Annotated in this window: 21 protein-coding genes and 1 other RNA gene; 14 read left to right on the top strand and 8 right to left on the bottom strand. The window is 46.9% G+C overall.

Going from position 1 to position 21440, the window contains the following annotated elements:
- The first annotated feature begins 272 nt into the window (after positions 1-272).
- The 4 genes from ssrA (at position 273) to BUB18_RS12935 (ending at position 4219) form a co-directional block, all read left to right on the top strand.
- Positions 273-646, top strand: a transfer-messenger RNA (tmRNA) gene (gene ssrA, locus BUB18_RS12950).
- Positions 647-1044: 398 nt separating this feature from the next.
- Positions 1045-2190, top strand: a complete 1146-nt coding sequence (locus BUB18_RS12945; RefSeq protein ID WP_073081303.1) for a hypothetical protein — start codon at positions 1045-1047, stop codon at positions 2188-2190.
- Positions 2191-2413: 223 nt separating this feature from the next.
- The gene (locus BUB18_RS12940; RefSeq protein ID WP_073081301.1) at positions 2414-3292 is read left to right on the top strand and encodes an alpha/beta hydrolase; all 879 of its coding nucleotides are present in this window, start codon (positions 2414-2416) and stop codon (positions 3290-3292) included.
- Between the two features lie 6 nt (positions 3293-3298).
- Positions 3299-4219 (top strand): helix-turn-helix domain-containing protein, encoded by a 921-nt coding sequence (locus BUB18_RS12935; RefSeq protein ID WP_317043089.1) that lies wholly within the window; start codon positions 3299-3301, stop codon positions 4217-4219.
- A gap of 53 nt (positions 4220-4272) precedes the next feature.
- Here BUB18_RS12935 and BUB18_RS12930 read toward each other — a convergent pair whose 3' ends face one another.
- Both BUB18_RS12930 and BUB18_RS12925 read right to left on the bottom strand, forming a co-directional pair.
- Positions 4273-4614 (bottom strand): HopJ type III effector protein, encoded by a 342-nt coding sequence (locus BUB18_RS12930; protein WP_073081297.1) that lies wholly within the window; start codon positions 4612-4614, stop codon positions 4273-4275.
- Positions 4615-4687: 73 nt separating this feature from the next.
- On the bottom strand, positions 4688-5284 hold the full coding sequence (locus tag BUB18_RS12925; protein ID WP_073081295.1) for a GrpB family protein: 597 nt from the start codon (positions 5282-5284) through the stop codon (positions 4688-4690).
- A gap of 102 nt (positions 5285-5386) precedes the next feature.
- On the opposite strand from BUB18_RS12925, the gene BUB18_RS12920 reads away from it, so the two are divergent.
- A complete protein-coding gene (locus BUB18_RS12920) occupies positions 5387-6241 on the top strand; it encodes a hypothetical protein (protein WP_073081293.1) in 855 nt (284 codons plus the stop codon).
- A gap of 2 nt (positions 6242-6243) precedes the next feature.
- On the opposite strand, the gene BUB18_RS12915 is transcribed toward BUB18_RS12920, so the two are convergent.
- Positions 6244-7317 (bottom strand): serine hydrolase domain-containing protein, encoded by a 1074-nt coding sequence (locus BUB18_RS12915; RefSeq protein ID WP_073081291.1) that lies wholly within the window; start codon positions 7315-7317, stop codon positions 6244-6246.
- A gap of 134 nt (positions 7318-7451) precedes the next feature.
- Here BUB18_RS12915 and BUB18_RS12910 point away from each other — a divergent pair, with 134 nt between their 5' ends.
- The 3 genes from BUB18_RS12910 to BUB18_RS12900 all read left to right on the top strand — a co-directional run bounded on the left by BUB18_RS12910 (position 7452) and on the right by BUB18_RS12900 (position 10928).
- On the top strand, positions 7452-8504 hold the full coding sequence (locus tag BUB18_RS12910) for a heparin lyase I family protein (protein ID WP_073081289.1): 1053 nt from the start codon (positions 7452-7454) through the stop codon (positions 8502-8504).
- Positions 8505-8774: 270 nt separating this feature from the next.
- Positions 8775-9761 carry an aspartate--ammonia ligase gene (gene asnA, locus BUB18_RS12905; protein ID WP_073081288.1) on the top strand — a complete coding sequence of 329 codons (987 nt, stop codon included), beginning with the start codon at positions 8775-8777 and terminating at the stop codon, positions 9759-9761.
- Between the two features lie 114 nt (positions 9762-9875).
- Positions 9876-10928: a metallophosphoesterase gene (locus BUB18_RS12900; RefSeq protein WP_083549878.1), complete on the top strand. Its 1053-nt coding sequence runs from the start codon at positions 9876-9878 to the stop codon at positions 10926-10928.
- A gap of 8 nt (positions 10929-10936) precedes the next feature.
- Here BUB18_RS12900 and BUB18_RS12895 read toward each other — a convergent pair whose 3' ends face one another.
- The 4 genes from BUB18_RS12895 to BUB18_RS12880 all read right to left on the bottom strand — a co-directional run bounded on the left by BUB18_RS12895 (position 10937) and on the right by BUB18_RS12880 (position 15189).
- Complete coding sequence (locus BUB18_RS12895) at positions 10937-12532, bottom strand: ABC-F family ATP-binding cassette domain-containing protein (RefSeq protein ID WP_073081284.1); 1596 nt, start codon at positions 12530-12532, stop codon at positions 10937-10939.
- Between the two features lie 196 nt (positions 12533-12728).
- A complete protein-coding gene (locus tag BUB18_RS12890; RefSeq protein WP_073081282.1) occupies positions 12729-13790 on the bottom strand; it encodes an ATP-grasp domain-containing protein in 1062 nt (353 codons plus the stop codon).
- 109 nt (positions 13791-13899) lie between these two features.
- Positions 13900-14676 carry a 3-keto-disaccharide hydrolase gene (locus BUB18_RS12885; protein WP_073081280.1) on the bottom strand — a complete coding sequence of 259 codons (777 nt, stop codon included), beginning with the start codon at positions 14674-14676 and terminating at the stop codon, positions 13900-13902.
- A 102-nt stretch (positions 14677-14778) separates the two neighbouring features.
- On the bottom strand, positions 14779-15189 hold the full coding sequence (locus tag BUB18_RS12880; protein WP_073081278.1) for a Dabb family protein: 411 nt from the start codon (positions 15187-15189) through the stop codon (positions 14779-14781).
- 161 nt (positions 15190-15350) lie between these two features.
- Between BUB18_RS12880 and BUB18_RS12875 the strand changes: the two genes are divergently transcribed.
- The 4 genes from BUB18_RS12875 (at position 15351) to BUB18_RS12860 (ending at position 19308) form a co-directional block, all read left to right on the top strand.
- A complete protein-coding gene (locus BUB18_RS12875) occupies positions 15351-16871 on the top strand; it encodes a sensor histidine kinase (protein ID WP_073081277.1) in 1521 nt (506 codons plus the stop codon).
- The gene (locus tag BUB18_RS12870; protein ID WP_073081275.1) at positions 16868-18067 is read left to right on the top strand and encodes a DUF4407 domain-containing protein; all 1200 of its coding nucleotides are present in this window, start codon (positions 16868-16870) and stop codon (positions 18065-18067) included. Before BUB18_RS12875 ends, BUB18_RS12870 begins: the two co-directional genes overlap by 4 nt.
- Positions 18068-18101: 34 nt before the next feature.
- The gene (locus tag BUB18_RS12865; protein WP_245805659.1) at positions 18102-18809 is read left to right on the top strand and encodes a LytR/AlgR family response regulator transcription factor; all 708 of its coding nucleotides are present in this window, start codon (positions 18102-18104) and stop codon (positions 18807-18809) included.
- Positions 18810-18921: 112 nt separating this feature from the next.
- Entirely contained in the window at positions 18922-19308 is a 387-nt protein-coding gene (locus BUB18_RS12860) for a DoxX family protein (protein ID WP_073081274.1), read from the top strand.
- A 55-nt stretch (positions 19309-19363) separates the two neighbouring features.
- Here the strand turns inward: BUB18_RS12860 and BUB18_RS12855 are convergent, their stop codons facing one another.
- On the bottom strand, positions 19364-19924 hold the full coding sequence (locus BUB18_RS12855) for an SMI1/KNR4 family protein (RefSeq protein ID WP_073081273.1): 561 nt from the start codon (positions 19922-19924) through the stop codon (positions 19364-19366).
- A gap of 207 nt (positions 19925-20131) precedes the next feature.
- On the opposite strand from BUB18_RS12855, the gene BUB18_RS12850 reads away from it, so the two are divergent.
- Positions 20132-21166 carry a sugar phosphate isomerase/epimerase family protein gene (locus tag BUB18_RS12850; RefSeq protein ID WP_073081272.1) on the top strand — a complete coding sequence of 345 codons (1035 nt, stop codon included), beginning with the start codon at positions 20132-20134 and terminating at the stop codon, positions 21164-21166.
- Between the two features lie 7 nt (positions 21167-21173).
- A complete protein-coding gene (locus BUB18_RS12845; protein ID WP_073081271.1) occupies positions 21174-21425 on the top strand; it encodes a hypothetical protein in 252 nt (83 codons plus the stop codon).
- Positions 21426-21440: the final 15 nt, after the last annotated feature.

Raw genomic sequence — 21440 nt, 5'->3', positions numbered from 1 at the left:
TCCAATAAATCAAAATGAGAGAAAAACTCTCATAATGTGAGATATATACTTAAAAAGGAAAGAGGGCGTCTCAGGTATTTTTGAGACGCCCTCTTGCCGTATCTGGGCCTTAGCGCAGCAGCTATGCTTCGGCCGACGGGAACCTGCCTGGTGATCCGCCAATTACACACAGCCAACACCGAAGATCCCAGTTGAACGCCTGAAAACCAACTATTTATTTCATCGTTTATATTACTTCTAAAAAAAGTCGTATATTTGCAATCAATAAACCTGGGGCTGCCTGGTTTAGACAGCGTAGATCTTTGAGAGTGTAAGCATGCCGTGCGTTGGATAATTAGCACGATAATCTGAATATTCAAACTTTAATTGGCGAATCTAACTACGCCATGGCTGCCTAATCAGCGATTAGACACCCATTATAGCCGCCTGGAGTTGTCGCCTTATGCGACTCCCGCCGCTGAATCATCAAACCCATAGGGATAGGTGCTCATGGTTTCTGTGAGTGAGCACTGAAGCTAAACGGATAAGGACGAGGTTGGTTTGTTGTGCCCCTGCCGAGTCCCGACAAATCAATGCATAAATAAGCATGTAGAAAGCTTTTGAAGGATATGTTTGGACACGGGTTCGATTCCCGTCAGCTCCACAAAAATTAATAAAAGCCGCTATTATAGCGGCTTTTGTCATTTTACAAGGATTTCAGTTGGAGTTTATGCCTGTGATTTTTACCATCCTCCCATATATCTTCCCCCGCTTCTGTTCCCATTACTGAAGCATAATTGCACCCGCTTTTCGTATGTTGCTGCCCGTGGTAATACTGCTGCTAACCCAACCGATATACCGCATGAGTCAAATATCCGTGCCTGAATCAATATATCCGGTAGCACAGTAAAAAGGTTTCGCAGTTTTATGTATCGGATCATGTTCATCCAGTCGTTTCACACGCAACTTACATAAATGCCGCCTTTAACCCTTGGAGCATCTGGCGAACCTACCTTACAGCACTTTTATATCCCGATATATCATCAACCTTAACTCCAAATCCTCATGCAAAAAAAAATTATCCTACTCACACTTATCTCCACTATGTTCCTGTTTCGCTGTGGCGTTTCAGATAGTATCGACAGAGCCACCGCAGTGATCGACAACGGCATAAAAGACATTACTGCCGAATCCGCGGCATGGAGTACGGTACTCCAACAGGTAGCCCACGATTTGCCGGCAGATATCTCCTCCTCCATTCGGAATGATGTCCAAAACCTGGCCAGCAGAAGTATTGCAACCGCTGGTACAGAAATCAGGTGTAATGTGGACTTCCTGGCCGCCAGGGCCATCGCATCCCTCCAATGGATTAAAGCCCGGCTTAAAAACGATCAGTCCGTGCCACCTCCGCCGCCAGGCTTTTGCCAGGTAGTGCCGGATGCTGTGGACCTGAATGTGACTAATATCTCCTCCATTAATAAGATTACCATCAATGGGTACGACCTGGATCATAAGGACCCTGCCGGCAACAGAATCCAGTTTTATCTGCTGAAAGGAAACGGACAAAGAGAGTTGATTCCTGAAAACAGAGTGGGGCGTACCACCCATTACCAGGTAACTATCAGCCTCTCTGATATGGCTCGAACGCTTTATGAACAAAAAGTAACTAAAATCATTTCCACCTGGGATAATCAGACCGCCAGCTACCCGGAAGTAGTAGTAATACCATGGATGAAAAAAGAAAAAGAGGAACGGGTGAACCTGGGTGTCACCAGCTATATGCCTCCCAAAATCAGGGGAGGGGACGGCGATTTTGATACTGATGATGACGATCACATGAGCATCGAGGCCAGAGGAGAGATTGCACTGGGAGGGCCCACTACATTGAATTGCAGGGTGTACCTGCATGCAAGGGAAGAAAGATCCAATTGGACAGAAGTAGGAGGTTACAGCAACTGGACAACCGCTTACAGCGCACCCATAGGGTGGAAAATAGTATCCTACAGGCCTTTTACTAATTCAACCCATACTGCTAATATTACATCACATGGCGGTATTTACTACAACCGCCCTGCCGGTGAAGTAGTCAGGCGTTTCCAGGTTTTTGGTGACAGAGATGGAGATGAAGCAGGTACCTGGACCCATGTGGAAGTAACCTGGCAGCCCATTCAGATCACCATAGCGCAAACGATACCAGATTGGGCACGATAATTCACGGACAGCCAGTCATGCGTTTCTTTTTTTAATGTGCACCGGGTACCTGGGATTTTACAATTTCGGAATTCAATTCCGAAATTGTAAAATCCCATATGTTTAAATATTAGTTACTTTTCACAAGGTTTATGCTCCCCATTTCCGCTACACCTTCCCGCACTTCCGCTACATCTCCCCAACACAATCCTGGCAACTTTGTATTCAAATAAAAACACGAACTATGAATACAAAATCAGTCACCTTCCTTTCCAACAATATTCCGATTGCAGCTAACCTTTACCTCCCGCAAGGCAAACCGGCCGGAGCACTCGTAGTAGGCCACCCCGGTACCGGCGTTAAAGAACAGGCTGCAGGCTTGTATGCCCAGCTCCTCGCTGAAAAAGGCTTTATCACCTTAGCCTTTGATGCTGCTTACCAGGGCGAAAGCGGTGGCCTGCCCCGTGGACTGGAAGATCCTGCCCAGCGCATCGAGGATATCAAGTCAGCGGTTACTTATCTGCAAACTATCTATGATAATAATATCGGAGTGCTCGGCATCTGCGCCTCCGGCGGCTACGGCGTGGCCGCAGCTGCTACAGACCACCGGATCAAAGCGATTGCAACGGTGAGCGCAGCAGATATAGGCCGGCAATTCCGTAACGGCGGGGATGGCAAGCAAAGTATGGCCGTGATCCAGGGAATGCTGGATATGGCCGCTGCCGACAGATCCGCAAAAGAGCCCGGATCATTTCCGCTGTTCCCTACCGAAGAACAGGCCAAAGCAATGGGATTGCACGTATATGAAGGTTGGAAATATTACTGCACCGACCAGGGACAGCATCCGCGTTCCGCTAAGGCATTTCAATGGAGAAGTGTGGAACTGATCGCGGGTTTTGATGCCTTTCGTTTTGCTGACATGATCGCGCCACGTCCGCTGCTAATGATAACCGGCTCAAATGCTGTCACCACCTGGATGACAGCCGCCGCCATCACTACCGCACAATCTCCCAAAGAACATTACATCATCGAAGGAGCAACTCATGTGGAGCTATATTACAAACAGCCTTATGTTAACCGTGCAGTGGAAAAGCTGCAGACTTTCTTTAACGATAAGCTGTAAATTTATATGATGAAGAAGCAAGGCAACGCACCATACCGGATCGAGTCCATCACAGCATTACACCGTATGCTGGGGCTGCCCGATCCACCCCATCCGCTGGTGAGCATTGTGCATAACTGTGATGTGAAAATGGTGCAGGATGAATTTCCTGCATCGTTGCTGCTGGGGTTTTACAAGATATCCTTTATGAAGGATCTTAAAGGTAAAATCAGGTACGGCCAGGGGTATTACGATTTTGATGCGGGAGGAATGGTGTTTGTTGCTACTAACCAGGTACTTACAGTGGCGGATGATGCTGATGCATACGAAGGTTTTAATCTCTTCCTGCATCCTGATTTTTTACAGTCTTATCCACTGGCAGTCAGTATAAAAAAGTACGATTTCTTTTCCTACGCAACCAATGAAGCACTGCACCTGTCCGCAAAAGAAAAGGAGACAGTTGTCGCCATTTTCAACAATATTGAAGCCGAGTTAGCAGAGCGGATAGATGATTTTAGCCAGGAGGTGGTTATTGCACACATTGATTTGCTGCTTACTTATTGTAAACGTTTTTATCAACGACAGTTTACCACGAGGAAGGCAGTGAATAATGACCTGCTGACCAGGCTGGAAACTATATTGAATGAATATTTTAATACTGCTACCGCACTCAGTAAAGGCTTACCCAGCGTGCAATACCTGGCGGATCAGTTACATCTTTCATCACATTACCTGAGTGATATGCTACGTAATTTAACCGGTCAGAATGCGCAGCAACATATACATCATCATGTAATTGAAAAAGCGAAAGAAGCTTTATCGACTACCAGCCTGAGTGTAGGTGAAATTGCCTGGAGCCTTGGGTTTGAGCATTCCCAATCCTTCAACCGGTTCTTTAAACAGAAGACCAATATTGCTCCACTTGATTTCAGGAAATCATTTAACTAAATAAAAAAATCCCCGGTAATCATGGGACTACCGGGGATTTTTATGTTCAGAAATTACTTTGCGGTCAGCGCCTGCCCTTCAAAGCTGATGCCTGCCCAGCCATGCTGCATAAACTGGCGAATATTCTGATGGTCCGTAGCATCTGGTGTATGCAGCACCGCCTGATAATGTTCTGCAAACAGACATAAGGTATCTTCTTTGCTCAGCTGATTTTGTTGCGCAAAGGAGAATACTTTGGCGCTGCCCTGGTTTTGGGTAGCTTCATTATAGGCCGCTCCGTTTTTAAAGGCGGTTGGCTGATGCTGGTAATATGTTTCAATAAATTCAATCACTTCTTTAAAGCTAACAGTATTAGCTTTTAATTTTTCTATCAGGGATGTCAGTTGCTCTTTCATGCAATATCCAAATAATATATGTTTCAGTAAATCAGAGGCGCCGGGGCCTCGTTTGCAGCGCCAAAAATAGATATTAATGTGATTGGGTGTACCATTCCACAGCAGCTTTCTCTGTTCTTTTCATAAAGGCATCTTTGGCGTCATTGTAGTCGTTGCCATCTTTCCATTCCTGTTTTACTAAATCCGTTTTGAGTTGCTGATATTCGGCTCTAACAGCAGGATGACTGCGTACATAATCCCGGAATGCAATGTGGCGTGTCCAGTGGGAGGAAGTCACCGGAATGATGTGAATATGTGCCAGCCGGTAGTGGTGATCGTGCATGATATCGGGCATTTCATCCCCTTTGCCAAACTGCAATGGAAGGGATAAACGTTGCGGCGGGATTTTCAGTTTTATAAAAAATCGCCGGTAAGGCATTTCCTCGTTGTATTTTGGATAATAGATATAGTTTTTTGCCATCAGTAGCGCCGGTACCTGGTCCAGCTGGGATTCGTCACGGAGGCCTACCAATATATCTATGACGGGTTTGGCAGAAAGTCCTTCAATGGACGTACTACCAATATGTGCCACCACCGGTTTTAGTGAACCGAGTATTTGTAATAATTCTTTTTCGAGGTTGCTGTAGGTCAGCTTCCACTCATGGTTATATGGCTCAAAAGGAAGTTTCATTCGGCTGTATTTCAGATTTAAAAAATTACGTAGATTGAACCCGTTTTGTACCTGATTGTTTTAGTAACCTGACAACGTGTTTACTTCAAACCTCCCAATAAAATGAGAAGAATCCTAATGCTACTGTTAGTGCTGGCCAGCTGTTTTAATGCCAGCGCCCAAACCGGCGGCAAAAAAACCGACATGGTAGTCAAAGCCAACGGAGATGTACTGAATGGCAAAGTAACTGAAATCAACGATGATGCCATCAAGTTTATACATGCAGGCGAAACCCTGGTGTATACCATCAAAAAATCCGACATTCTGAAGATTACTTATGCCAGTGGCAGAGTAGAATCATTCAGTGCTCCTGCCGCTGCTCCTGCTGCCACCCCTGCTGCCACTTCTGCACCCGGCAATGCCCCCGCTCCGATGTTGGTTACTGACCCTTCCGAACGGCGCAACAAAGTAGCCATCCTGCCTTTTGGCTTTATCAAGGATGGGCAGCCACAGGCCCAGGAAGTGAGCGATGAAATCCAGAATGAAGCTTATGCGCTGCTTAGCAAACATTCAGGGGTATATAATATACTGAGTCCCAGAGGCACCAATGTGAAACTCGCGCAGGCAGGTATCACCCGCGACAAAATGCTCAATTACACTATGGCTGACCTCTGTCAGATACTGGGTGTAGAGTTTGTAGTGGATGGCCTGGTAACGCAAAACCGGACATCCCAAACCAGCACCGGTACTACCACGTATAACAATAAAGGTAATGATGATGACAAAAAGAGAAGCGGCGTGGCTACCAGTACTGCTACCAGTCAGCAAAATTATCAGACCCGTTTGGATCTCAAGATCTATAACGACAAAAGCGATATCATCTACAATCAGAACCGCCAGGCTTTCTGGAATACCGAAGATGCCTATAAGAATGTCCTGGAGTACCTGGTTAAACGTTCCCCGCTTTATACCAAGTAAGCTTATCTGACAAGTCTGTCGGCAATTCTGGCGGCAAATTGATCCATGTCCACGTTGGCAGTATTGCTGAGGATAATGATCGTTGTTTTTGCCTCCAGCACATGAAATAACATGGCCTGTGCTCCCATAATGGAGCCGGGCCTTTTTATGATCGTATAGTTATGTCCGTTAATGTCATAATTCTTGTATACCCAAACACCCAGACCATATTCATCCAGCCCTGAATGAAACATTTCCTGCAGCGTGGCGGGTTTCAGGAGTTTCCCGGAAAAGAGGGCGTTACAGAATCTGGCAATATCACCTACAGTTGCATACATGGCGCCGGCTGCATACCAGTTGTTGATATAGGAGGGGAGATCGTTGACCAGTGTTTTAAGATCTTCCCGATAGAAGTAGGTATCGGCAAGGTTATCAATGATTTTTTCCTGCGAGGCCATGCCGCTTTCCTGCATGCCCAGCGGCTGGAGGATGGCAGTGGTTAACTGCTCCTCAAATGATTTTTTGGTGACCGCCTCTATGATTTGGCCTAACACAATGTACTCCGCATTATTATAGTCAAACTGTTTGCCTGGTGGCCTTAGCAGCGAATCGCTCGCGTACAGTAACAGCATTTCCCTGCTCGTGTGAGGGAGCTGGTATTGCGGCATTCCGTTTTTCAATACAGATTCCAGGGTAATACCCGCATCCATGTTCTTCATGCCGGAGGTCATATTCAGGAGTTGCCTGATGGTAACCTGTTTGGCGGCAGGGCCCTTGTAATCCTGCAGGTAGGTGGAGATGCTGGTGTCGAGCTGAATAAGTCCGCGTTCATACAGTTGTAATACCAATACCGCTGTAAACGCTTTGGTGATACTGGCAATCTTATATTTTGTATCAGGCGTATTCGGGATATTAAAGGCCATATTTGCCAGCCCAAAACTTTTCCGATAGATAGGACTAAAATTACTTTCCAGTAAAATAGTGCCGTTAAAATGGCTTTTATCGGTGATGGAATCGATGTAGGTGGCTGCCACCGGCAGCTGTGCATAGGTGCTGAGTGTGTTTAGCAGCAGCGCTGCCAGGAAATAACGCTTCATACGCCGGATTGTAACTACAGGAAGTTACAACGATTTGAGCAATTTCATATTACTAAATGCGAATTAACAGTCGATTTAAATGCAATCGATTGAATAATTTAAAAGAATATTATTGTTCACCCAAAATTCCATTTATGAAAATCAATTCCACAGTTAGCTCCTGCCTGCTTGGCATAGCTTGTATCACCCTGTCCTATTGCGCAAAAGATGACCAGGTACGCAGCAACCATCCGGCGCCAGCCACCGCACACACAGAATCGCTCCTTTGGAACGGCGATGCCGCACTCGGCGCTTCCAACGTCTGGAAGGTGCTCAACATTGAAGGTAGCGGCACCATCACGGTAGCTACTGACCCGGTGTACGGTCCTGTATGGCAGTTCTATAAGCCCGCCGGCAGCCACCGTACGGAAGGTCATGGCGCCAAAAACTTCGCTGCCGCAGAAGGCGACGACATCTACCTTGGCTGGCGTTCCAAGCTGGTGATCCCTGCTAACCAAAACACCAACGCAGTTTTCCAATGGAAGGCCTATGGCTCAGGGCAGCCTATGCTGCAAAATTTTCCCATCGTACTCAGCACCACCACTTCCGGCAAGTTCCACCTCATGCATTATGCACCGGGCAAAATTGGAACGGAAGTATGGCAAACTAATTTGTTGGCCGCTGTGTGGAATGATATCGTGATGCGCATAAAAGTATCGCGCGACAGCAGCATTGGCTTCATCGAATTCTGGTATAACGGTACCAAACAAACGCTTGTAAATGGTACCCAGCGTTATTATGCCCGTACCTGGGATGCCGACTACTGCGATCCGAAATGGGGCGTGTATGGCGGCGATGCAGCGGACATCACCAATTTCGTTCACGGACTGAAAATAGGTTCTACTTATGGGGATGCTGCACCCACCAGCGTACCGGCCCTGCAAACTACCCTGTACCAGAATTGCAGCTACGGCGGATGGGCCGCCTCTTTTGGCCCCGGTAGCTATAACTCCGCTGCGCTCACCGCAGCCGGTGCGGTAAATAATGATGCCTCATCATTAAAAGTACCCGCCGGCCTGCGTGTTACCCTATTCGATGGCGACAACTTTACCGGTGACTCCCTGGTGATCACCGCAGATGCCAGCTGCATCAAAAATACCAGTACCATGAACGACAAAGCATCGTCCATGATCGTGGGGGCACTGTAAACCAATCCACCTGGTAATCCCCGGACTTCCTGCCGCCCGGCGGGAAGTCTATTTCATTTTTATTACTTGCTAAAATGATTTTATCTAAAAAAGACCGGCTTATTTACATATTTTGTCATAAATGCGACTGTTTTTGTTCTGTTTGTTAAATAATTGCTTATTTAATTGAAATAATTTCATTTAATCAACTTAATTATTGAAGTTTGTATTGTATTTGATGGTTTTTATAAGAAATTATCAAACAGGTAACAAAATAGGTAAATAGATTTTATGCAATCAACCGCCAAAACGTCAAAAAGTGCATTGCTCGCTAAAGAAGAGCTGATAGCGAAGATTAAAGATTTTTTCGCCCTGCAACTGTGCCAGCAACTCTCCCTCGTGAAAGTTACTGCCCCCCTGTTCGTGAAATCCGGAACCGGTTTGAACGATGATTTGAATGGCATCGAAAGACCCGTAAAATTTAATCTCAATGGTGTAAATACACCCGTTGAAATCGTGCAATCGCTCGCCAAATGGAAACGCATGCGCCTCCATGAACTGGACATCCAGCCAGATAATGGGATCGTTACCGACATGCGCGCCATCAGAGCTGATGAAGTAATTTCCCCTATCCACAGCTTTTTTGTAGACCAGTGGGACTGGGAAAAACGCATCGGTCAGCAGGACAGGTCCATCGCCTACCTGCAACAAACCGTAAATGCCATCTACAGCGCTGTAAAAGCTACCAATGAAATGCTGGCGGGTCACCAGGAACAAACGCTGGAACTACCTCAAAACGTGCATTTCATCCACAGCGAAGCACTGCTCGCCATGTACCCTCATCTCTCTGCAAAAGAAAGAGAAAATGAGATCACCAAACAATACGGCGCCGTATTCATTATGGGCATTGGCGCGGCACTCAGCAACAGCCAGGCACATGACGACAGGGCCCCGGACTATGACGATTGGAGTACTCCTAACGAAGATGGCTACACGGGGTTAAACGGCGACCTCATCATCTGGAACCCAGCACTGAACAGTGCACTGGAAATTTCTTCCATGGGTATCCGCGTGGATGCCGCGGCATTGAAAAAACAACTGGCCATAAGAAACTGCGAAGAGCGCTCCCGGCTTGATTTCCATTCCAGTGTGCTCAACAGCGCGTACCCCCTGTCAATGGGCGGTGGTATAGGACAATCACGCCTCTGCATGCTCCTCCTTCAGAAAAAACATATCGCGGAAGTGCAGGCCAGCGTTTGGCCGGAAGGCACTTTCTAAGTGTTGAGATATTTATAAAAACTCCCCGTTGCCGTCGGTAACGGGGAGTTTTTATTTTATGCCAGAGTGCTTATCTTCACAGTCCCTCACTTTTTTATCACCCTAACTTACAACATGAATACCATCCGATTTACTGTGTTAGTTTTACTATGTCCGTTGATGACCCTCGCGCAGCGCTATGCTGACGGGCCTTACGTCTTTTACCGGAACGACAGCATCCTGGTTAAAACCATCACTGAAAAAGGTGATCTGGCCGCCGCCGAAACAAAGGTATACATACAGCCACCCCTTCCGGAGCTGCCTGTAAGCGGCTTTTCCATCTCCCTAAAACAAAAAATTACAACCCCACCCAACGAAAGCCCCGCTGCCGGCAAGATGTTTATACTCTCCGACATAGAAGGTGAATTTGAAGCCGGCAGAGACCTGCTGCTGGCCGCCGGCGTAATAGATACACAGTTTAACTGGACCTTTGGAACTGGTAAACTCATCATCGCCGGTGACCTGTTTGACCGCGGTACCACTGTACTACCCTGGCTTTGGCTGCTGTATAGTCTGGAAGATAAAGCTACTGCCGCCGGCGGTGCAGTGCATGTGGTACTGGGAAACCATGATGTAATGCAGCTGGCGGGCGACTTCCGGTATACCGATGCCCGGTATTTCAAATATGCATGGCTCATGGGCAAGGAGCTGCGACAGGTATTTGCTGCGGACTCCGAACTGGGCCGCTGGCTGCGCAGTAAGAATGTAATAGAAAAAATCGGCGATCTGCTGGTGATGCATGCGGGAGTATCTCCCGAGCTGATTGGGAAACAATGGCCACTCCAACGCATCAACGAAAACAGTCGCCAATGGCTCGGTGTACCTAGAAAACAAATACCGGACTCCCTGCAATTCCTTTTTGATAGTCGCGGCCCCTTTTGGTACAGAGGCTATTTCTACGACCCCAAAGCCACTGCCGCCACAGTAGATAGTACCTTACAATTTTACAATGCCAAACACATCATTGTAGGCCATACCATTACAGATACCACCATTGTAACACGTTTCGAAGGAAAGGTAATTGGTGTGGATGTAGACCAGCATGAAGGGCATCACCAGGGGCTGATGATAACAGGTGCCCGTTATGAGATCATTGACCGTAACGGCAGCAGAAAGGAGTTGGAGTAGCCGCACGGCTACTCCAAAGTAATTACTTCTTCAATGCCTGTTTCTTCGGTGAAAGTCTGGTCGTGTGAAATGAGTATCACCGTGCCTTTATATTCCCGGAAGATTTTTGCCAGCATCCTGATGTTAACCAGGTCAAGGTTATTAACAGGTTCATCGAGAAAGATGATATCGGGTGTTTTATTTTGCAACACCATGCAGCAAAGCGAGAGCCGAAGCATTTCTCCGCCGCTGAGTACACTGCAGGGCTTTTCCCAGCTGTCCGGCTTAAACAGGAAGTTGGCCAGGGTAGTATGCACCTGCGCCTCTTCCAGCTTTCTTTCATTGAAGGCGAGTGCCTGCTCCAGCACTTTCTTACGCCGGTCGATGCCGGTATAATCCTGATCCAGCAGCAGTTTGGTGCAGGGTGTGCGCTGGAGGGTGCCGCTGGTAGGCTCCAGCTGATCCAGCAGTATTTTCAGCAGGGTAGATTTTCCCATACCATTTTTACCGGCAACGGCTATACGATTTCCACTGCGGATGGTAAATGTCAGTGGTTTAGACCATAGCAGGGGCTTACCGGGCCAGGCAAAATTGATGTCGTTTGCCTGGAACAATACTTTACCGGCAGGCATGGTAGCATTGTCGAAAAAGCCTTTCATGATCTGTTGCATCTGGGTCATGGCGGCCACCTCCTGTAGGGAGCTGCGGAGGTCATTCACCTTTTCCGCGTGTACGCTTTTCAGCTTGCCGGTGCTGCTTTCCGCGGCATTGCGCCGGGCGTTGAGCAGGATTTTAGGATCGGAGCTGTTTCGCACGCTTTTTCTGGCCTGAGCATCGGCATGTTGTTTCCTTTCCAACGCTTCCTGCGCTTTCTTTTTCGCTTCTTTTAATGCTTTGGTATGGAATTCCAGCTTATGTTCCTGGGCCGCGATTTCTATTTCTTTCTGTTCCTCATAGAAATCGTAATTACCGCCGTATTCCAGGATGCCGGTAGCGGTAAGTTCCCAGATGGGCGCGCAGATGCGCAGCAGCTGACGGTCGTGACTGGTGAGCAGTACGGCACAATTGGTAGTGCTGATCCATTCTCCCAGCTGGTCGCGCGCGGCGGTATCCAGGTGGTTGGTGGGTTCATCCAGTAATACAATATCGGGTTCAAGAATCTGAATACCGGAGAGGAACAATTTTGTTTTCATGCCACCGCTGAGTTCTGCCAGTGGCTGATCCAGCTGCAGGCCTGCGAGTCCCCAGCTGGCGAAGGCTTCTTCGCACTTGGCTACGATGTCCCAGTTGTGTTCCATGAGGTCGTAGTGGGCCTGGTCCGTAGAGCCGTTTTCGATAGCCTGCAAAGCCTGTAGCACCGGGGCTATTCCAAGCGCTTCGGCCACTGTAACTTCATCAAAGTGGCCATAGTGCTGCGGTACGTAATACAAGCTGCCATTTACCTGCAGAATGCCATTGTAGTCTGTGGTATTTCCGGCAATAATTTTCAGCAGAGTGCTTTTACCGATACCATTTTTTCCAACGATAGCGGTTTTGTCACCCTTATTTACAGAGAAGGAAACTGCTTCAAATAGTACAGTGGCGTCGGGTTTACGGAAGGAGATATTTTGAGCGTTGATAAGCATGTGGTTTGATTTGTGGATGGAAAAAATGAATACACGGTCCTGCAGTTGGATGTAAGTTTCATGTCAGTAAATTTTAGTTAAGAAATTGAATTATAATAAAGCAGCGCCGGGGAGGCCTGCTGAATTAGCGTTGTGCTATTTGTATGAGAGAGTTATATCACATGTGGTGCAAAGGTAAGCATTTCTCTGAAAAATACTAGTTATGCCATCGTTGTGCGAGCATATTTTCCAGCAGGTCGGTAAACGACCAGCCTATTTTCCTTGCTGCCAGGGCGGTAAGGCTGTCCTGGTCATGGCGGTGGGGGCGTGCGGCGCCGGTCATATTGGGTTTCATGTTGAGGTCGAACAGGAGGTAATTGCCGGCTTTATCCTGGCGGCAGTCGATGCGGATTGGTGCGCGTAAACCTACGAGTTTAGCTGCTTCCACGCATTGCTCATATAATTGTTGCACCGGCATGGAAGTTTCTTCATGGTCATTTAGTACTGCACTGTTATGATTAACTGCCACGGTGCCACTATAAGGAGCAATACCGTTCTGGTGATTGAATCTCCTGACGGCTGGCAGGCACCATGGCGTTGGTTTTTCCACATCCTTTCCGTGGATAATGTAATGGCCTGGGGGCATCACCGTAATGGTTATTTCTTCTCCCGGTAAATAGGATTCCAGGTAAACAGTGGTACCGTAGCGGTCCGTTTGAAACAGTTGCTCCATCACCGACTGGTATTCCGCCTCTGTTTTTACCAGGCTAACGCCTTCGCTGCCCCGGCCTCGGATAGGCTTTGCTACTGCCGGCAGGGGGAATTGCAGCGGGTGGTTTTTAAATTCTTTATAATGGATGAGGATGGCTTCCGGAATGGGTAGCCCATTATCTTTCAGGAGATGGTTGGTGGTCCATTTATCGTCGTAGAGTTCCGATAAAAGCGGGAGCTGGCCTACCACGGAGATGCCTCTGTTCAGATAAGTGCTGACAGGATGTTCGGCATAGAGCGTGGTATTTAACCAGATGCAGTTGGCACCTTTTTGAATGGCATGGCGGATGCCGGCGTCGGTATCAGGAAATACCCAGTCGGCGTCTTTGTCGATATAAGGGTTATCTGATGGTGTTATAACGGTATTATTATGCTGCTTTAGCGCGTAGGCGATATCTGCACCGCTATCCGCGTAGCCGCCGGGTTTCATGGGCTTAACAATACCGTCTTTGGCCGGCAGGGGATGGGCCTGGTATACGATGGCTACTTTTACAATTTCGGTGTTCATATATTTTCAAAACAAAAATGCCGGCTAACAGTTTGTTAGCCGGCATTTTATTTTTAGGGAGAGATGTATATGCTGCTGGTAATCGGTGTAACCGTTACCGTTATCATGGTTACAATTCTCTTATCCAAATATTCCTGAAGCTCAACGGCTCGCTCTTATCCCCATGTGCCTGCAGTTTAATTGGCGAAGCACCATGTGCCTTGCTGTAGGAAGGTTTCCCGATGTATTGGGTAGGTCCTTGCAGGGCGGTATTATTTTGCACCAGCACACCGTTAAAGAATACGGTTACGCGGGCAGGAGCCTGCAGGGAGCCGTCGCCATTGAATACCGGTGCGGTCCAGATCACATCGTAGGTTTGCCATTCACCCGGCGGGCGGCAGGGGTTGGCCAGTGGAATCACCTGTTTGTAGATACTGCCGGCCATACCGTTTACATACGTCTTGTTGTTGTAGGCATCCAGGATTTGCAGTTCGTAGCCTTCATCGCCTTTACCAATGGAGGCGAGGAACAGGCCGCTGTTGCCGCGTCCCTGGCCGGTACCGGTGATGTTTGCCGGTACGCGCCATTCGAGGTGTAACTGGTAATTGGTGAATGCGCGTTTGGTTTCGATGTTGCCTTTGGTTTTGTTAACGGTCATTACACCGTTGGCAACATCCCATTCCGCCTTTTTAGTGCGGTCAGCTACGGATACCCATTCGTTCAGGTTCTTGCCGTCAAACAGGATGATGGCATCGGAAGGTGCGCTTTCAAACGTGATTTTACCCGGCGTTACCACTTTAGGTGCCGGCTCCCAAACCTCGGTATCTTCGGGTTTGGCTTTTTCCTGGGCTTGTGCCATAAATGTGCCGCTTGCAAGCAGCGCTGTGAGCAGAATTCTTCTATTCATTTGTGGAAGTTTAGCAAATTTTAATTGGATATGCAGGGGCCTTAACCCCGATAAAGTCCTGTTTAGTAATCCCCGAAGGGCGATTCTAAACCAGGATAATAGTTATACTGTCATGGCATCATATACCACCACTTTATCCCAGAGGTGACTGTAGTTTTTTACAAACTCCAGGTGGATAGGATGGGTTTGGTAGGTAGCCTGGCCATTCGGGTCATCAAAAAAGATCATTTCAGAAACGTCCCAGGAAGCGTCTACCACATCACGTTTTTCTGTATCAGCAACCTTTCCTACGTAAATTTTACGGATCGTTTCAATTCGGCTCAGGGTTTTTACGCCTTCAATTAATTTATCACGGTCTTCCTTTGAACCCGGTTTTTTGAGCCAGAAGAACACGTGATGAATCAATGGTTTACGGTTATCAGCGGGCTGTAGTGGGCTGGCAGATGCTGCAGCCGCGCCAGCACAAAGGGCGGCGGCCGTTCCGAGGAATTTTCTGCGGTTAGTATTGGACATAATATCTAAAGGTTAATTGGCTGAAAATACACATCCCGGCGCATAAATCAAAGCAGTGGCCCGGGATATGGCTGTTCATAACACAGAATGCCGGTTTTATCCCATTTTGATGCCAGAAGAGGCAGCAATGCGTAATATTGCCTTAAATACTTCATCCTACTATGAATCAGCAACAATTGCGAAAAATAGAATTCGGAGTGGCTACAGGAATCTTCCTCCTGGCACTCTTCAGTTTGCTGGGGCCATCCTTTATGGGCGACGGCCATATAGATTTCCGTGATGGCTTCCGCGGTAAGTTCGATCGCTACCACCAGGTGTTTGACTACTACCTGCATGTGGTACTGCCCCTTATGACTAAAATCACCTTTGTATACCTCTTTTTTGTATATCTCAATTTCCTGGTAGTCCCAAAATTCCTGGAAAAAGAGAGATGGATTACCGGTGGCTTACTTGTCCTTGCCGGAGTTATACCGTTGTTCCTGGCCCTCATGGTAGCTAATTCCTACCGCTATGGTTATATGTTAGGTCAATATCAGACTATCCGGGGCGCACATACGCAGTTTGCAAAAATGGCCTTTCTGAGCACCATCGTGTTTGTTATCCTCTATGTTTTTTATTATGCGATCAAAACCGCTTACGCACAATACCTGCACCGGTGGGTGATAGAAAAAATCCTGCCAAACAAGGCCGCCCGGGAAATAGGAGTAGGTACCATCCTCTGGCTGGCAACAGTGATCATCACCTATGGCAATGTAAGGTATACCATCTTCTTCTTTGGCCCTGTGATGCTCACCATTTACTACTTTACCCTATACCGGATATTTCCTGAGTTTCAGGCGGGTGGCCGTAAACCAAAATTATGGAGAGACCTGGTGATCCTGGTGCTGCTGGCCAACACGGTGATGGTGATCGTTACAGCCGTTGTACTGCACCATATCGGAGATATGGCAGTGATCCTCGGGCTGCTGAGTGCCCTGGTGAGCGTGGTGGCTACCATTCCGGTATGCTGGCTCCTGTTCCGCTCCAGGCTGGAGCAACAAAGCACGGTCATAGGCCTGCAAAAAGCCCTGGGCCGCTCCGCTGCCGACCTGGATTTTTTACGTACCCAGATTAACCCCCATTTTCTTTTTAATGCCCTCAATACCCTTTATGGCACTGCCTTGCAGGAGCAGGCGACCCGTACCAGCGAAGGTATCCAGAAGCTGGGCGACATGATGCGATTTATGCTGCATGATAATACCTTGGAGAAAATTCCGTTAGATAAAGAGGTAGCTTATCTGCAGAATTACATAGACTTACAGCGTTTGCGTGTGATGCAATCTCCCGATATAAAAATTGAAGTCAATATCGATGAAACCAATTGCCATCACGAAATAGCCCCGATGCTGCTGATTCCTTTCGTGGAAAACGCGTTCAAACATGGGATCAGTCTCCGTAACCGCTCCAGTATTGTAATTTCACTGAGTTGCAACGATGGGGAAATATTCTTTGATGTATATAACAGCGTGCATCCGAAACCGGAAAATGATCCGGAACGCAACAGCCTGGGAATAGGGCTGAATAATGTCAAAGAACGACTGGCTTTATTGTATCCCGGTTCACATGAACTGAGTATACGACAAACGGCTACCGGATTTTTTGTACACCTTACGATTAGCGTGAAAACACACACCACCCAATGACCACTGTACCTGACAAAAAAATGAATTCGGAAAATCCCGAGCCCGACGCCATCACAAAATTCTTGTGGTGGCTCGCTGCTGCCGACAGCAGCATACTCAAAGAATGCAGAACGGAAAAAGAACGCTACCGCATCATCGGTATAGCCGTATTCGTTACCTGGATGTTTGCCACCATCGCCTGGGGGTATTTCTTTTCCACCATTGTGAACGATGACCTTATCATCCTGGCACTGGCACTGTTTTTCGGCTTTGCCATCCTCAGCATCGACCGTACTTTGATTGCCGCCATGACACGCAGCAATGGCAATACCAAGTGGCTGCCTGTCATATTCCGGCTCGTGCTGGCCATTACCATCGGCCTTTTCATATCTCAGCCGGTAGTTTTAATGTTGTTTAAGAAAGACATTACCGCACAGTTGGAAATAAGCAAACAGGATAAGATCGATGCCTACAAGGCCTCACTGGTTAAGCAAAATGCCAGCCAGCTTACCACGCTTACCCGCGACCTGGAAAAGCTCAATAAGCAGCTCTCCCAGAAAGAGGCGGACACCAAAGGATACAAAGATGGCTACCTGGCTGAAACGGATGGTACCGGCGGCTCTGGCCGCATCGGGGAGCAGGCTGTTGCCAGGGCAAAAAAGAGCGCCTGGCTGTCGTCCGAAGAGGAACTGGCCACGCTGCGCAAACAGCTGGCACCTGACCAGGAAGCATTGCAGTCCCAGCTGGCGAATATGCGTACCGCCGATAGCCTGAAAGTATTAGCCTATACCGAAACGCTGACAGACGGCTTCCTGGCTCAAACCGAAGCGCTACACGAACTGACCGCTTCCCATCCCCCATTACAACAACGGTACCGCCTAATCGTATTTATTATCACCCTCATTGAAATTATGCCGTTGCTCAGTAAGCTGCTGATGCCACGCGGCGAGTACGATGAACGCCTGGCCGCTGCCACGCAGGAAGCAGTGACTGCCTCCCAAATGGAGGTGGAGAAGGGGAAGGAGTTGATGGAATATTATAAGGAACGCGCTGTGTCGGCCGACAGAGAGCTGATGGATTACCTCTTTGAAGAGAGCAACGCTATTCGCCGCGAACGTGCTGCCGATATGGTAAATCAATGGAGAAACAACGCGCATTCACCCATTAAAGAATTCTGGTTGCAAGCCAAAAGATTATTTTTGGGCAGGATGATGTAATCGTTATCCTGTCATTAAGGTAAACAAGTGTATTATGAAAATGACCGCCATTGCTATAGATGATGAACCGGTGGCACTTACGGTAATAAAAAACCATGCAGCCATGGTGCCTTTTATGGAAGTAAAAGGTTATTTCACCAATGCTTTTGAAGCCATGGACTTCCTGAGCAAAGAAAAAGTAGATCTCATCTTCCTCGATATAAAAATGCCGGATATTTCCGGCCTGGATTTCCTGGCTACCATGCCGGAGCCGCCAATGACGGTGTTTACCACCGCTTACTCCGAGCATGCCGTAAAAAGCTTTGAGCTCGACGCGATCGATTACCTGCTCAAACCTTTTTCCCTGGCCAGGTTTATGAAAGCCTGCAACAAGGTGCATAACCTCTGGCTATTGAAACAGAAGGCCCCGGTAACGGCCCCTAAAGATGTACCTGAGTACATCTTTGTTAAGAGTGGTTATGAGCAGTTTAAAATTATCCTGGAAGAGATTCTTTACCTCGAAAGCGCTGGTAATTATGTAAATTTTGTGTTGCGGGATAAGAAGATTATTTCCAGGCTTTCCATGCAGGAAGCCATGGACCTGCTTCCGGAATCGCTTTTTACACGGGTGCACCGGTCTTATATCGTGGCGAATAATAAGATTGAAAGGGCCGATCGCACGGCTTTATATATTCAGCATCAGCCAATTCCGATCGGCGCTGCTTTTGCCGAAGAGGTGGAGGAATTGTTGTTAAGGAGGTAATGTCGCAATTCCCCCTGTAATTGTCTGATTGCCTCCCCATCGGAAACGTATAAGGGTACTACTTTTACATCAGGAAATGAAACCTGATTAAATCACTTTTATACTTTCTGATATGACAACCTTAACTTCTTCCCGCATTGTAAAAAGAGACCGTATTGTATACTGGATCTTTACCACCTTATTTGTACTGCTGGATTCCGTTCCGGCCATCTGGTTTAACAGTGAGCTGGCGCGCCAGGGTATTAAGGATATGGGCTTCCCTGCCTACTTTGGTGTAGAACTGGGTATTGGTAAAATCATTGGTGGCATACTGCTGATATTACCAATGGTGCCTGCACGCTTCAAGGAATGGGCGTATGTAGGTTTTGGGATATCACTGATATCCGCATTCATCGCGAACTTTGTCATGAAAGGGCCGATGTTTGCACTGCCTCCGCTGGTTGGTATGGCGATATTGACTGTGTCTTATGTTTATTTTCACAAGACGGTTAAAGGGTAAATAGGGTGTTAATCAAAACGTGAGACACCGTCTCACGTTTTGATTAATCTAGCTGTCAAACCTTTTGAGTTTCTTCATGTTCGTTATCCAGTTTAAGAATTAAACTGGTGAAGTTCTGGGATATTTCCTGTATTTCTAAAGGTCTATCATGATCCCATAAGACAACTGGATAATTATTATCTTCAGTTTTGCGGTTGGTATCAAAGCAAAGTGCTCCCCAATCACTCCAATCTGCAAAGTGAACATATCCTTTATCAATAAGGTATTTATGCGGCCAGCCGTCTAAAATCATTTTTTTGAGGTAGTTATTCCATTTGTTTACAGGATGCTTACAAAAACTAGCCTCTGATATATATAACTCGTAGAAATGTTTATGCTGCAAAAATGCTTTGTAGTCCGTTGGTAGCTTATGCCCTAATTCTTCCTCGAATTTTTGTAGCTCATCTTCGGTTATTTCGCTTTTAATTGGGAGCCACTTCCGATATTCTTTTGTTGAATCCTGAACGGGACTTGCCATTTCGCTTTCAATTTCACCATATGCTATATTGAGGCCATTATCTATACATGCTTGCAAATGGATATCAATTATTTCCTGTAATTTTTTGTTTTTTATCATTATAATCCTAATGAAAGCTTGATAAATATTAATTGTACAATAAAATTAATATATCATCCTCATTCAATGCTGACAACTTATGCACAAAGGAGGGTAATTACTGATTATTGCAATTAGTGATGCTGAATTTAGTTCAGCATCACACTCATCAAAAAAAGCCTGCATCATTCTCATAAAAACGATATATTTAAACAAAACCACGTTATTATGAGCAATTCCAACAATCGCCGCGACTTCCTCCGCCAGATGGGGCTTTACACGATGGGGCTCGGTATGCTTCCGTCTTTCCTGGCCGCCTGTAATACAGGCCAGTCCACCAATGAAAAAGGTAAAGATAGCAGCGCAACGGACAGCAGTGACATCGCCAAAGATGTACATGAATTATTCTTCAAGATTTCTCTCGCAGAATGGTCTTTTCATAAATCATTGTTTGCCGGAAAGATGAATCACCTGGATTTTGCGGTGCGTGCAAAAAATGAATTCGATATTCATGCAGTGGAATATGTAAACCAGTTTTTTAAAGACAAGGCAAAGGATAAAACCTATCTCGGAGAAATGAAAAAACGCTGTGATGATAACGGCGTAAAAAGCGTGCTGATCATGTGCGATGGGGAAGGGGAAATGGGTGATAAGGATGCTAAAAAGCGTATGCAGGCTGTGGAAAACCACTACAAATGGGTGGAAGCTGCACAGTTCCTCGGCTGCCACGCTATCCGCGTAAACGCCGCAGGGGAGGGGACTCCGGAAGAAGTAGGTAAAGCTGCTGCCGAAGGCCTGGCTAAACTGGCCACTTACGCCAAAGATTTCAACATCAATGTGATCGTTGAAAATCATGGTGGTAATTCTTCCAACGGTAAATGGCTGAGCAACGTTATGAAAACGGTAAATCTGCCTAACTGTGGTACCCTGCCTGATTTCGGTAACTTCTGTATAGAAAAAACCAAACCGGAAGCCAATACTCCGGAAGCATGGGCTAAAACTAAATGCCTCCAGGAATATGACCGCTACGAAGGTATCCAGGAGCTGATGCCTTTTGCAAAAGGTGTGAGTGCTAAATCGTACGACTTTAAAGAGGATGGCAGCGAAATCACCATGGACTTTGCACGCATTATGAAGATCGTAAAAGACGCCGGCTATACCGGACATGTAGGAATCGAATATGAAGGCAGCAACCTCTCCGAAGAAGAGGGTATCCGCAAAACGAAAGAGCTGCTGGTGAAAGTAGGTTCCGCCTTAAGCTGATAAAGATATGCCGAAGCTGTTTTTTTCAGGAGCAAAAAAAGCTTTCTTCTGGAGAAAAAAGGCTTTCATTTTCACGGGGAGAAAGCGGCGACCGCCGCTTTCTCCCCTTTTTGTTTTTCTGCCGAAGGCAGAAAAACAAAAAGGGGTTTTCTTATTTTGCAAAAGCGGACAACTATGTACCAAAAACGGACACGTGTTTATTTTTAATAATGCATTTTGGTTTGACAGCCAGTTTGTGCCAATTAAGGCATTCGTTTAGAAGTCATCCCTGCAA

It is taken from the genome of Chitinophaga jiangningensis (assembly GCF_900142605.1).
GTDB lineage: Bacteria > Bacteroidota > Bacteroidia > Chitinophagales > Chitinophagaceae > Chitinophaga > Chitinophaga jiangningensis.
This window is presented reverse-complemented; position numbering and strand designations above follow the sequence as displayed.

Bases quoted from the DNA above. Each gene is read 5' to 3' on its own strand.
- BUB18_RS12845 (WP_073081271.1), top strand. From the start codon at position 21,174: ATGCCGAAGCTGTTTTTTTCAGGAGCAAAAAAAGCTTTCTTCTGGAGA.
- BUB18_RS12860 (WP_073081274.1), top strand. From the start codon at position 18,922: ATGACAACCTTAACTTCTTCCCGCATTGTAAAAAGAGACCGTATTGTA.
- asnA (WP_073081288.1), top strand. From the start codon at position 8,775: ATGCAATCAACCGCCAAAACGTCAAAAAGTGCATTGCTCGCTAAAGAA.
- BUB18_RS12910 (WP_073081289.1), top strand. From the start codon at position 7,452: ATGAAAATCAATTCCACAGTTAGCTCCTGCCTGCTTGGCATAGCTTGT.
- BUB18_RS12900 (WP_083549878.1), top strand. From the start codon at position 9,876: ATGAATACCATCCGATTTACTGTGTTAGTTTTACTATGTCCGTTGATG.
- BUB18_RS12870 (WP_073081275.1), top strand. From the start codon at position 16,868: ATGACCACTGTACCTGACAAAAAAATGAATTCGGAAAATCCCGAGCCC.
- BUB18_RS12945 (WP_073081303.1), top strand. From the start codon at position 1,045: ATGCAAAAAAAAATTATCCTACTCACACTTATCTCCACTATGTTCCTG.
- BUB18_RS12865 (WP_245805659.1), top strand. From the start codon at position 18,102: ATGAAAATGACCGCCATTGCTATAGATGATGAACCGGTGGCACTTACG.
- BUB18_RS12875 (WP_073081277.1), top strand. From the start codon at position 15,351: ATGAATCAGCAACAATTGCGAAAAATAGAATTCGGAGTGGCTACAGGA.
- BUB18_RS12925 (WP_073081295.1), bottom strand. From the start codon at position 5,284: ATGAAACTTCCTTTTGAGCCATATAACCATGAGTGGAAGCTGACCTAC.
- BUB18_RS12890 (WP_073081282.1), bottom strand. From the start codon at position 13,790: ATGAACACCGAAATTGTAAAAGTAGCCATCGTATACCAGGCCCATCCC.
- BUB18_RS12920 (WP_073081293.1), top strand. From the start codon at position 5,387: ATGAGAAGAATCCTAATGCTACTGTTAGTGCTGGCCAGCTGTTTTAAT.
- BUB18_RS12880 (WP_073081278.1), bottom strand. From the start codon at position 15,189: ATGTCCAATACTAACCGCAGAAAATTCCTCGGAACGGCCGCCGCCCTT.
- BUB18_RS12885 (WP_073081280.1), bottom strand. From the start codon at position 14,676: ATGAATAGAAGAATTCTGCTCACAGCGCTGCTTGCAAGCGGCACATTT.
- BUB18_RS12850 (WP_073081272.1), top strand. From the start codon at position 20,132: ATGAGCAATTCCAACAATCGCCGCGACTTCCTCCGCCAGATGGGGCTT.
- BUB18_RS12940 (WP_073081301.1), top strand. From the start codon at position 2,414: ATGAATACAAAATCAGTCACCTTCCTTTCCAACAATATTCCGATTGCA.
- BUB18_RS12930 (WP_073081297.1), bottom strand. From the start codon at position 4,614: ATGAAAGAGCAACTGACATCCCTGATAGAAAAATTAAAAGCTAATACT.
- BUB18_RS12855 (WP_073081273.1), bottom strand. From the start codon at position 19,924: ATGATAAAAAACAAAAAATTACAGGAAATAATTGATATCCATTTGCAA.
- BUB18_RS12915 (WP_073081291.1), bottom strand. From the start codon at position 7,317: ATGAAGCGTTATTTCCTGGCAGCGCTGCTGCTAAACACACTCAGCACC.
- BUB18_RS12895 (WP_073081284.1), bottom strand. From the start codon at position 12,532: ATGCTTATCAACGCTCAAAATATCTCCTTCCGTAAACCCGACGCCACT.
- BUB18_RS12935 (WP_317043089.1), top strand. From the start codon at position 3,299: ATGATGAAGAAGCAAGGCAACGCACCATACCGGATCGAGTCCATCACA.